Genomic DNA, 10,937 nt, shown 5'->3' with positions numbered 1-10,937 from the left:
GACTCAAGGTCCTTCTTGGCAGGTAGGCAGCGGATTAAGCACTGCCGTCCCAGCTGTGTATGGCCCCTGAAACCCGGACAGTGCCGTACAGCCAAATGTCGGTGCAGATACACTTTCGGCCGATTGCAATCCTGTCCCTGTTTTTTGTTACAGACGCAGGATGAAAGCTTAGGCTGAATACCCCGAGACCAAGTGCCATCATCTGGCTCATCAGTAAGTGCAATCAGTAGTTGCCGCGCAGCAGTCGACATGGTCCGTTTTTGCGCGGTCGGAATCAGGAAAGCTCAAGATGAACACGGCGCAACATTTCGAGTACCACGACGACCCACGCTTTTATCTGCAACTGGCCAAACTGGTATCCAGTACGGGCGACGACACCTTTGCCGGGCACATGCTGCAATTGGTGGATTCGCTGGTGCCCATTCACGGGCTTGGCCTCAGTGAATGGACGCTGGACCTGCGTGAGAGCAGCATCAGTCGTATCAATCCGCTCGGCAGTGCGGGCCTGAAACATGACCCTCCCGGCGGCGAGACCACCGGCCATCCTCTGCTACCCAGCATTCTGCACATGCAGGACCCGTTATTGATCCAGCTCAAGACCCCGCTGAGCGCGCAACTTCCTCAGCACAACACCCACCAGTGCAATCTGGTGTCCAGCCACGGTGAACGTCGGCTGATCATCTGTTTTTATCGGCTGACTGCGTTGCGGGCGTTTTCCCTGACAGAATTGTCCTTGCTCAAGAGCCTCTCCGACACACTGTTGCCGCTGGTCGAGCATCACGCGCAGAGCCTTGTTCAGTCCAGCAACAACGCCACCCGCCTCGAGCCGGAGCCTGGCTCGCTGGATCAGGCCTTCAGTGGCAGGCTCGCACAGGACTCGGTCACACTTTCAGCACGCGAGCAGGAAGTCTGCCTGGGCTTGCTGACCGGTGGCACCGTGGCTGAGATGGCGCAGCGCCTCAAGGTCAAGAACAGTTCGGTGGAAACCTACCTCAAGCGCGCTACCGCCAAACTGGGCGTCAGCGGACGACATGGCCTGGCACGCTGGATGGCAGGTGATTGAAACGCGTATGCCATCGTGAATGAACTGCAGCGATACGCGCTCATAAAAAAGGGCCACTAAAGGCCCTTTCGCACAGACGCTTGTGTTTTCAATCAACCCGGAAGGCGATCACGCTGTCGCCCAGTGTCGTACCGAGCGATCCGTGACCGCCGGCAGCAATGACCACGTACTGCTTGCCGTCGTTGCCGGTATACGTCGAAGGAATGGATTGTCCGCCGGCGGGCAACTCATGCTCCCAGAGCACTTCGCCGTTATTGACGTCATAGGCGCGGAAAAAGTTATCCGCCGTCGCACCGTGAAAGGCCAATCCGCCTGCCGTCACCATCGGACCGCCATGGGCGACCATGCCCATGGGAAAGCCAACCGGAAAACGTCCCTGCATGAAGCTGGTCTTGAGGTTTTTGGTCGTACCGACCCGACGCATCCATTGGGTCTTGCCGGTCGCGAGATCGACCCCGGCCATGGTTCCCCACGGTGGCGCTGTGCACGGAATGCCAAGGCTCGAGGCGAATCTGGAAATACGGATGGCATAGTCACCGTCGAAGTTCTCGTTCCAGTAGGGCTTGCCCTCCTGAGTGAACAGGCGTTTTTCCCGGGCCTGCGCGGGGCGCTTGATCAGGTTGTAGACATACGCCAGGCGCACCGGTGCGGCGATCAGCAACTGGCGGTCAGGGTCCACGGCCACCGAACCCCAGTTGAACACGCCTATGTTGCCGGGATAGATCAGTGATCCCGACTCGGTGGCCGGTGTCCAGGGGTTAGCGTCATAACGAAGTGTGTTGTAAGCGATCCGGCAAGCCATCTGGTCAAAGGGCGTAACGCCCCACATGGACTTCTCGGTCAGCACCGGCGGGATGAAGTTAAGTCGCGAGACCGGCTGGGTGGGTGCAAAGCGCTCGCCTTCGACACCGCCCTCGGTGCGCACACTGACCTGATCGACAGGCACGATAGGCTCCCCCGTCAGTCGGTCAAGCACGAAAATGTTGCCGACCTTGGTCGGCAATATCACGGCAGGCTGGCCGTTGCCGTCCTTTCCCAGATCCAGCAGTGAGGGCTGCGATGGGTTGTCGCGATCCCAGAGGTCATTGTTCGAGGTCTGGAATTTCCAGCGCAGCGCACCGGTTTTCAGGTCAAGAGCCACCAGCGCATCGCGAAACTGCTCGGTGTTGCTGCCGGGGTTACGCCGAGTGCCGGTTTCGTCGGGCGAAGCGTTGCCGAACGGGACGTACACCAGACCGTTTTTGACATCAGCGCTCAGGGTTGCCCAAGCGACCGGCGTGTCCTGCGGATAGTTCTGGTCGGCCGCTATGGGTTGAGTGTTGTCCGGATTTTGCGGATCGAAATTCCACACCAGCCTGCCGGTGATGACGTCGTAGGCGCGAATCACCCCGGACGGGTTGCCGTCGTTATAACCGTTATCCATGATCGAGCTGCCGATCACGATCAGATCGCCCGCAATCAGTGGCGCGGAGGTCTGCATCAGCGCGTGCGGGCGGATCGCGCCCATGTTGACGCTCAAGTCGATCACCCCGCCGCTGCCGAAGTCGCTGCACAGGTTGCCGCTGTCGGCATCAAGCGCTACAAGTCTGGCATCTGCAGTCGCGGTGATGATGCGTTTGGCACATTGAGCCGGCTGTTGTGGCTGACCCGTCGAGCCGGAGGCCGCGGAATAATAGCTGACGCCACGGCAGGTCTGATGCTGTTGCAGGTACGAGCGTTTTTTCTCGGGGGTGTATTTCCAGGCCAGTTGCCCGGTCTGCGGGTTCAGTGCATGCACTTCGTTATGAGGCGTACACACGTACACCCGATCGTTGATCTTGAGCGGCGTGGCTTCAAAGGTGTACTCGCCGGCGTCCTTGTCCTCATCACGCAGGTCGCCGGTATGGTATTCCCAGGCCACTGACAGCTTGCCGACGTTGGCCGGGGTGATCTGATCGAGGCTGGAGAAACGCTGGCCCATGTTGCTACCGCCATATGCAGCCCAGTCACGGCCTGCCGAGTCGGCGCTGCGGGTGGTCGCCACGTTGTCGATCCGCCCCTGCTGCGGGTACGGATCGTGAAACATCAGCGCAATCACGATCAGCAGCATTGCTCCAAGCGTTCCGCCCAGCAACGGGTGAAAACGACGGTTATCGGTACGCGAGCGCGCCTGATAAAGCGGCCGCACTACCCAGGGCATGGCCAGCCACAGGCCGATCAGTGCAAACAGATCGCCGCGAGGGATCCACTGCCATTTGTCGAGGCCGGCTTCGTAGATGATCCAGAGCAGAATCCCCCACATCATCACGGCATACAGGGTAAGCGCCGATTTCCTTTTCAGGAAAACCAGGGTTGCTGTGGCCAGCAAACCCAGGGCGATCACCGAGTAGGCCGGTGAACCGCCGGCAGCCACCAATTGCGCGCCCATGAACAGCAGAATGAGGCTGAGTATCGCGATGACGATACCGGTCACTTTGAGAATCATCTTCCTTGCCCTTTATTGTTATCCGATCTTGCGCAGCGACGCTTTCGACCACGGATTTCGCCCGTAGTGTCAGTTTTTGCGTGTCGCGTCATCCAGGGCAAGGATAGTGTGGGCGTTGGTGACGGTGGTTGCCAGGGTGTTGATCACGCCTGAGCGCAAAGCACCCAGCGTGGCGGCGGCCTTGGTGTTTTCACTGGCGATGGCCACTACATCGGGGATACGAAACAATTCCTGCACGGTCAGGCCGATCACCCGGCCCTGTATGGCATTCACCGCAGGCTTGCCATGAATGTCGATGAAGTCATAGCCCATCATGTCACCCACCGTGCCGGACAGCCTGGCCTGAGCGATTTCCTGCGGGGAGAACCAGCCCATGCGCACCATGTTGCTGTTCTCGCTCATGTCACCAATACCGATCAGCGCCATGTCGGCACGCCGGGCACGGTCAAGGGTCGAGCGCACGGTGTCGTTGCTGATCAGAACACTGCGCAGTTCGGGGTTGGCGACCAGCGCCGGGGCGTACAGGCTCTCGCTTTCGCCACCGAAGCGCAGCGCCAGACGGCGGCAGATGTGGTCGGGGTTCATGTACTCGCCCGCCTTGAGCGAACCGCCGATGGCACAGACAAATGTGCAGTTACGCGTCACCGGCAGGAAGACGTTGTCCGCAACCGCACCCACATTGCGGCCCATGCCTACGGCGACGATCATGCCGTCGCCCAGGGTCTTGTTCAGGTAATTGGCAACCAGGCTGGCGACCGCCGAGCGCTGGGTGTCCGGGTCGCTGTGGTCGACTGCAATCAACGCCCTGTCCAGCGCAAACCGCTCGACCAGCGCCATTTCCAGCTCGTTGTTCATCGCCGGATGCTGCAGCACCCGTACTTCGACAATCCCTTCATCGCGTGCGCGTTTGAGCAGTCGGCTGACTTTTGCGCGCGACAGGTCAAAGCGTTTGGCGATGGCTTCCTGAGTGACGTTCTCAAGGTAATAGAGCATCGCGACTTCAGTCATCAGATCGATGTCGCTGGCCATGCGCTGGGTACTGTCACTCATGTGGACGGGCTTCCGTTTCGGCGTCAAAGGCACATTCTCCCTACTCCCGCCCTGTCCCGTCCACTGACTATTGATGCCCGTCACGCTCTATCGCGTTGATGCGCTCGACCTTGGCGCCGGAGCGCGCGGCTTCGAACTCCGACTCCAGGAACGATTTGACGATGCTTTTCGCCAGTTCCGTGCCGATCACCCGTGCACCGATGGAAAGAATTTGCGCATCGTTACTCTTGCGCGCCCGCTCGGCCGAATAGGTGTCGTGAGCCTGGGCCGCACGAATGCCGAAGACCTTGTTGGCGGAGATGGCCATGCCTATTCCGGTCCCGCAGACCAGCACGCCAAGCCGCTGCTGCCCGGCATTGATCGCTGTGGCCACGGCCAGAGCAATGTCCGGGTAAAGCACCGGCGCCGTGGAATGAGTACCGAAATCGGTTACCGGATAACCCAGCGACTCGATATGGCGCTTCAACAATTCCTTGAGTTCATAACCCGCTTCATCACATCCGATAGCCACCGGGAAAGGTGTGTTCATGGCATCAGGCTCCACTGCCGGGGTCTTATTATCTGACCAAATGTTCAATCGGTGAAATTCCGATCAGTCATTTCTGAAACATTAGCCCGGTTCTGTCAAGCAAGTTTTCCAGCGAATCCTGAACAAAAGCTCAGAACTGCCGCAGGGCTGCCTTCAAGCGGACACTTCAAAACTTTTATGGGAAACAGATTGACTGATCAGAATTTCATTTGATACACATATGCTCACTGAGCAACGCATCAGCACCTAATAAGAATTCACAGCACGAGGACACGCCAATGGCCAAGCCATTACTGCTCCAGGCTGAACACGTCACCAAGGCTTACGCTGGCATCCCCGCCCTGCGTGACGGGCGTCTCTCATTGCGAGCCGGAAGCGTGCACGCCCTGTGCGGCGGCAATGGCGCGGGCAAGTCCACTTTTCTGAGCATTCTGATGGGCATCACCCAACGTGATGCCGGGACCATCCTGCTCAACGGCGAGCCGGTGCAGTTCAATCGTCCCGGCGATGCTCTGGCAGCCGGGATTGCGATGATCACCCAAGAGCTGGAACCCATCCCCTTCATGACCGTCGCCGAGAACATCTGGCTGGGCCGCGAGCCACGCCGGGCCGGGTGCATTGTCGACAGCAAGGAACTGAACCGACGCACCCGCGCACTGCTGGACGAGCTGGAATTCGACGTCGACGCCACCAGCCCCATGCATTTGCTGAGTGTGGCGCAGATACAACTGGTGGAAATTGCCAAGGCCTTCAGCCATGACTGCTCGGTGATGATCATGGACGAGCCCACTTCAGCCATCGGCGAGCGTGAAGCGCAAATCCTGTTCAAGGCCATCCGCCGGCTTGCCGCCCGGGGCGCAGGCATCATCTATGTTTCCCACCGCCTCAGCGAACTGGCACAGATTGCCGACGATTACAGCATCTTTCGCGACGGCGCCTTTGTCGAAAGCGGACGCATGGCCGATATCGACCGGGCACATCTGGTGCGCGGCATCGTCGGCCAGGAGTTGCAGCGTGTCGATCACAAGGTCGGCCGCGAATGCACGGTCGAATGCTGCCTGAAGGTCGAGGGCCTGAGCCGCAACGGCGAGTTCGAAGACATCAGCCTGCACGTGCATCACGGCGAAATTCTCGGCATTTATGGGCTGATGGGCTCGGGTCGCAGCGAGTTCCTCAATTGTCTCTACGGCCTGACCACACCGGACGCCGGCAGCATCACCCTGCAAGGCAAGCCACTGCCGGTCGGTCTGCCCAAGGCGACCATTCGCGCGGGCGTTTCGCTGGTCACCGAAGACCGCAAGGACAGCGGTCTGGTGCTCAGTGGCAGCATCCTGTCCAACATCGCGCTGTCGGCTTACCGCCGGCTGTCAAACTGGTCGCTGATCGATGCCCGCAAGGAGCACAGGCTGGCCGAAGACATGGTCAAGCGCCTGCAGATCAAGACGACGTCGCTGGATCTGCCCGTCGCGTCGATGAGCGGCGGCAACCAACAGAAGGTCGTCCTCGCCAAATGCCTCTCCACCGAACCGGTGTGCCTGCTCTGCGACGAGCCGACCCGGGGCATCGACGAGGGTGCCAAGCAGGAAATCTATCACCTGCTGGATCAGTTCGTACGCGCTGGCGGGGCCGCCATCGTGGTCTCTTCGGAGGCGCCGGAGCTGCTGCGCCTCAGTGACCGAATCGCCGTGTTCAAAGGTGGCAAGCTGGTGACCATCAGCAGCGATGCCGATCTTTCCCAGGAAGTCCTGTTGAGTCTTGCCTCATGAATGCCAAAACCATTATCGCACCAGCCTCCACGTCTCCACGCAGCCGCCTGCGCCTGTCTCTCGACCGTTTCGGCCTGCCGCTGGTGTTCATTCTGTTGTGCCTGGTACTGGCGTTTGCCAGCGAATATTTCATGACCTGGCGCAACTGGATGGACATCCTGCGTCAGACCTCGATCAATGGCATTCTCGCGGTCGGCATGACCTACGTGATCCTGACCAAGGGCATCGACCTTTCCGTCGGATCGATTCTGGCGTTCGCCGGATTGTGCAGCGCACTGGTGGCGACCCAGGGCTATGGCCTCTTGGCAGCGGTCAGCGCAGGCATGTTTGCCGGCGCCATGCTCGGCGTGGTCAATGGCTTCATGGTCGCCAATCTTTCGATTCCACCGTTCGTCGCCACCCTGGGCATGCTCAGCATCGCCCGCGGCATGACCTTCATCCTCAACGACGGCAGTCCGGTGACCGACCTGCCAGAAGAATACCTGGCGTTGGGTATCGGCCGGCTCGGCCCGATTGGTGTGCCCATCATTATCTTCGCGGTGGTCGCACTGATTTTCTGGATGGTCCTGCGCTACACCACCTACGGCCGTTACGTGTACGCCGTCGGCGGCAACGAAAAGAGCGCACGCACCTCCGGTATCGGCGTACGCAAGGTGATGTTTTCGGTGTACGTGGTTTCCGGGCTGCTCGCCGGCCTGGCAGGCGTAGTGCTCTCAGCCAGAACCACCTCCGCCCTGCCCCAGGCCGGCATGTCCTACGAACTGGACGCCATCGCAGCAGTGGTCATCGGCGGCACCAGTCTGTCCGGAGGCACCGGCAGCATTGTCGGCACCCTGTTTGGCGCACTGCTGATCGGCGTGATCAACAACGGCCTGAACCTGCTCGGCGTGTCCTCCTATTACCAGCAGGTCGCCAAGGGCCTGATCATCGTGTTCGCAGTGTTGATTGATGTGTGGCGCAAGAAAAAACGCTAAACCGGCATGAACGACTGACTACAACAATAACGAGGTTCTCATCATGAAATTCGGTACATCCCTGGCCGCTGTCGCGGCGTTCTCCCTGCTCGCCAGCAGTATCTCCATGGCCGCCGATGGCAAGACTTACAAGATCGGCGCGGCGGTGTATGGCCTCAAGGGTCAGTTCATGCAGAACTGGGTGCGTGAGCTCAAGGAGCATCCGGCGGTCAAGGACGGCACCGTGAAAATCACCGTGTTCGACGGTAACTACGATGCGCTGACCCAGAACAATCAGATAGAGACCATGATCACCCAGCACTACGATGCGATCATTTTCGTGCCCATCGACACCAAGGCCGGCGTCGGCACGGTGGCCAGGGCGATGGAAAACGACATTCCGGTCATCGCATCGAACACCCGGGTTGCCGGCAACAAGGTGCCTTACGTCGGCAACGACGATGTCGAGGGCGGTCGGCTGCAGGCGCAGGCCATGGTCGACAAGCTCAAGGGCAAAGGCAATGTGGTGATCATCCAGGGGCCGATTGGCCAGTCGGCGCAAATTGATCGGGAAAAAGGTGAGCTGGAAGTCCTGAGCAAACACCCGGACATCAAGATCATCGAGAAGAAGACCGCCAACTGGTCCCGGGCCGAAGCCCAGACCCTGACTGAAGACTGGCTCAACGCGCATCAGAACGGTGGCATCTCCGGGATCATTTCGCAGAACGACGACATGGCTCTCGGTGCCCTGCAAGCGGTGATGTCGCGCAACCTGAAGCCTGCCGATGTGCCGATCACCTCCATCGACGGCATGCCTGATGCCATCCAGGCGGCGAAGAAAAACGAAATCACGACCTTTCTGCAGGACGCCCAGGCCCAATCGCAGGGCGCCCTCGATGTCGCCCTTCGCACCCTGGCCGGCAAGGACTACAAGCCGCAGTCGGTGATCTGGGAACGCTACGCCAAGGACGTCAAATGGGGCGACGGCACCGACAAGAACTACATCCTGCCCTGGGTGCCGGTCACCGATGCCAACGCCGATGCGCTATACAAGCAGGTCAGCGGCGGCAAGTAACCGGTCTGAGATTCCCGCTTCTGCCCGAAGGGCGTGGGAGCGAACCGGGCGACGCTTCGCTCCCACGGCCTTCGGCCAGAATCAAAAGCTAACGTGTTTGAATCTTCAAAAAAACAGCGCTACAGGAGTCATCTTCATGTCTGAATTCTGGAACAAGGCGTTCGATCTCAATGGCCGTTGTGCGGTCATCACCGGCGGAGCAGCCGGGATTGGCCTTGCTTGTGCCAGCCTGCTGGTCGCACGCGGGGCGCGGGTCGCACTGCTGGACCGTGACCCGGCAGTGGCCGAGGTTGCCGCCGACCTGGGCAGCGGGCACCTCGGTATTGCGGTCGACCTGCGCCGGGTCGACCAGGTCAACAGCACCATCGACAGCGTCTTCGAGCATTTCAAACGCATCGACTATCTGGTCAACAGTGCTGGCGTTGCCATGCTGGACAAGGCTGTCGACGTCAGCGAAGAGGCCTGGGACACGACGCTGGAGATCAACCTCAAGGCCAGTTTCTTCGTCGCCCAGGCCTGCGCACGACACATGCTCGGCCAAGGCAGCGGACGCATCGTCAACCTTGCCTCGCAGGCCGCGGTCATTGGTCTGGACAGGCACGTTGCCTATTGCGCGAGCAAGGCCGCAGTGGTCGGCATGACCAAAGTACTGGCCATGGAGTGGGCACCGCACATCAACGTCAACGCCATCTCCCCCACCATCGTCGAGACCGCGCTGGGCAAAAAAGCCTGGGCGGGCGAAGTCGGAGAACGGGCCAAAACGCAGATCCCGGCAGGCCGCTTCGCCCAGCCGGAGGAAATAGCCGGGCTGGCCCTGTACCTGCTCAGCGACGCCGCCAGCATGATCACCGGCGAAAACGTAGTGATCGACGGCGGCTACAGCATCCAGTAATTCATTTTTCTGTCGTGAGGTTCATCGTCATGCCCACCGTCACCGAACGCACTGCCGAACAACTTTCACCGGTCATACCGAAAACCATGCAGGCCGTGGTCTGCCACGGTCCGGAAGACTACCGGCTGGAAACCGTGGATGTGCCGACTCCCGGCCCCGACGAAATCCTCACCAAGGTCGAGCTGTGTGGCATCTGCATGGGCGACATCAAGACCTATCGCGGCGCGCCCTCGTTCTGGGGCGATGCCGAGCAGCCTCGCTACGTCAAACCACCGATGATTCCAGGCCATGAATTCGTCTGTCGCGTGGTGGCGCTCGGCCCTGGTGCCGAAAAGCGTGGCGTGCAGATCGGCGACCGGGTGATCTCCGAACAGATCGTGCCGTGCTGGGGCTGCCGCTTCTGCAACCACGGACAGTACTGGATGTGCCAGAAGCACGACCTTTACGGCTTTCAGAACAACGTGCAGGGCGCCATGGCCCAGTACATGATTTTTACCAGGGAAGGCATCATTCACAAGGTGCCTGACTCGATTGCCCCGGACGAAGCCATTCTCATCGAGCCACTGGCCTGCTCGTTGCACGCAGCCGAACGGGCCGATGTCGATTTCGACGACATTGTGGTCGTCGCCGGTGCCGGCACACTGGGCCTCGGGATCATTGGCGCGGTGCGCATGCGTAACCCGAAAAAACTCATCGTTCTAGACATGAAGCCCGAGCGCGCCGCCCTCGCCCTGCGCATGGGCGCCGACGAGGTGTGGAACCCGGCCGAGGTCGATGTGCTGGCGAAGATCCGTGAGATAACCGACGGCTACGGTTGCGACATCTATATAGAAGCCACCGGACACCACAAGGCCGTCAATCAGGGCCTGGCGATGCTGCGCAAACTCGGACGCTTTGTGGAGTTCAGCGTATTCAACGATGAAGCCACGGTGGACTGGTCGATCATCGGTGACCGCAAGGAGCTGGACGTGCTCGGTTCTCACCTCGGCCCCTACATGTACCCGCGCGCCATCGACTTTATCGGCAACCGCAAGATCGACATGCGCGACGTCGTCACGCACAAATTCCCCCTGGCGGAGTTCAAGGAGGCGTTTGCCGTCATGGAGCGCGGTGATAAATCATTGAAGGTGGTTCTGGAACCCTGA

General features: G+C 60.1%; 9 protein-coding genes. 6 read left to right on the top strand and 3 right to left on the bottom strand.

The genetic code is table 11. The features are described 5' to 3' along the window. The first annotated feature begins 289 nt into the window (after positions 1-289). On the top strand, positions 290-1,063 hold the full coding sequence (locus GE543_RS00930; RefSeq protein ID WP_153220221.1) for a helix-turn-helix transcriptional regulator: 774 nt from the start codon (positions 290-292) through the stop codon (positions 1,061-1,063). 88 nt (positions 1,064-1,151) lie between these two features. Here GE543_RS00930 and GE543_RS00925 read toward each other — a convergent pair whose 3' ends face one another. From GE543_RS00925 to rpiB, 3 genes are all read right to left on the bottom strand, one after another. Continuing rightward, entirely contained in the window at positions 1,152-3,527 is a 2,376-nt protein-coding gene (locus tag GE543_RS00925; protein ID WP_153220219.1) for a glucose/quinate/shikimate family membrane-bound PQQ-dependent dehydrogenase, read from the bottom strand. Between the two features lie 69 nt (positions 3,528-3,596). Beyond that, positions 3,597-4,577 (bottom strand): sugar-binding transcriptional regulator, encoded by a 981-nt coding sequence (locus GE543_RS00920; RefSeq protein WP_153220217.1) that lies wholly within the window; start codon positions 4,575-4,577, stop codon positions 3,597-3,599. A 67-nt stretch (positions 4,578-4,644) separates the two neighbouring features. Then, positions 4,645-5,106, bottom strand: a complete 462-nt coding sequence (gene rpiB, locus GE543_RS00915) for a ribose 5-phosphate isomerase B (protein WP_003395470.1) — start codon at positions 5,104-5,106, stop codon at positions 4,645-4,647. Between the two features lie 278 nt (positions 5,107-5,384). On the opposite strand from rpiB, the gene GE543_RS00910 reads away from it, so the two are divergent. From GE543_RS00910 to GE543_RS00890, 5 genes are all read left to right on the top strand, one after another. Continuing rightward, positions 5,385-6,872 carry a sugar ABC transporter ATP-binding protein gene (locus tag GE543_RS00910; RefSeq protein WP_153220215.1) on the top strand — a complete coding sequence of 496 codons (1,488 nt, stop codon included), beginning with the start codon at positions 5,385-5,387 and terminating at the stop codon, positions 6,870-6,872. After that, complete coding sequence (locus tag GE543_RS00905) at positions 6,869-7,846, top strand: ABC transporter permease (RefSeq protein WP_003410438.1); 978 nt, start codon at positions 6,869-6,871, stop codon at positions 7,844-7,846. The genes GE543_RS00910 and GE543_RS00905 overlap by 4 nt, the downstream gene beginning before the upstream one ends. A gap of 43 nt (positions 7,847-7,889) precedes the next feature. Beyond that, on the top strand, positions 7,890-8,900 hold the full coding sequence (locus GE543_RS00900; protein WP_003395474.1) for a substrate-binding domain-containing protein: 1,011 nt from the start codon (positions 7,890-7,892) through the stop codon (positions 8,898-8,900). A gap of 136 nt (positions 8,901-9,036) precedes the next feature. Next, positions 9,037-9,792 carry an SDR family oxidoreductase gene (locus GE543_RS00895; RefSeq protein ID WP_044312811.1) on the top strand — a complete coding sequence of 252 codons (756 nt, stop codon included), beginning with the start codon at positions 9,037-9,039 and terminating at the stop codon, positions 9,790-9,792. A 29-nt stretch (positions 9,793-9,821) separates the two neighbouring features. Then, the gene (locus tag GE543_RS00890; protein WP_003410434.1) at positions 9,822-10,937 is read left to right on the top strand and encodes an erythritol/L-threitol dehydrogenase; all 1,116 of its coding nucleotides are present in this window, start codon (positions 9,822-9,824) and stop codon (positions 10,935-10,937) included.

It is taken from the genome of Pseudomonas sp. SZ57 (assembly GCF_009495975.1).
In the GTDB taxonomy this organism is placed as follows: Bacteria; Pseudomonadota; Gammaproteobacteria; order Pseudomonadales; family Pseudomonadaceae; genus Aquipseudomonas; species Aquipseudomonas syringae.
This window is presented reverse-complemented; position numbering and strand designations above follow the sequence as displayed.

Bases quoted from the DNA above. Each gene is read 5' to 3' on its own strand.
- GE543_RS00930 (WP_153220221.1), top strand. From the start codon at position 290: ATGAACACGGCGCAACATTTCGAGTACCACGACGACCCACGCTTTTAT.
- GE543_RS00925 (WP_153220219.1), bottom strand. From the start codon at position 3,527: ATGATTCTCAAAGTGACCGGTATCGTCATCGCGATACTCAGCCTCATT.
- GE543_RS00920 (WP_153220217.1), bottom strand. From the start codon at position 4,577: ATGAGTGACAGTACCCAGCGCATGGCCAGCGACATCGATCTGATGACT.
- rpiB (WP_003395470.1), bottom strand. From the start codon at position 5,106: ATGAACACACCTTTCCCGGTGGCTATCGGATGTGATGAAGCGGGTTAT.
- GE543_RS00910 (WP_153220215.1), top strand. From the start codon at position 5,385: ATGGCCAAGCCATTACTGCTCCAGGCTGAACACGTCACCAAGGCTTAC.
- GE543_RS00905 (WP_003410438.1), top strand. From the start codon at position 6,869: ATGAATGCCAAAACCATTATCGCACCAGCCTCCACGTCTCCACGCAGC.
- GE543_RS00900 (WP_003395474.1), top strand. From the start codon at position 7,890: ATGAAATTCGGTACATCCCTGGCCGCTGTCGCGGCGTTCTCCCTGCTC.
- GE543_RS00895 (WP_044312811.1), top strand. From the start codon at position 9,037: ATGTCTGAATTCTGGAACAAGGCGTTCGATCTCAATGGCCGTTGTGCG.
- GE543_RS00890 (WP_003410434.1), top strand. From the start codon at position 9,822: ATGCCCACCGTCACCGAACGCACTGCCGAACAACTTTCACCGGTCATA.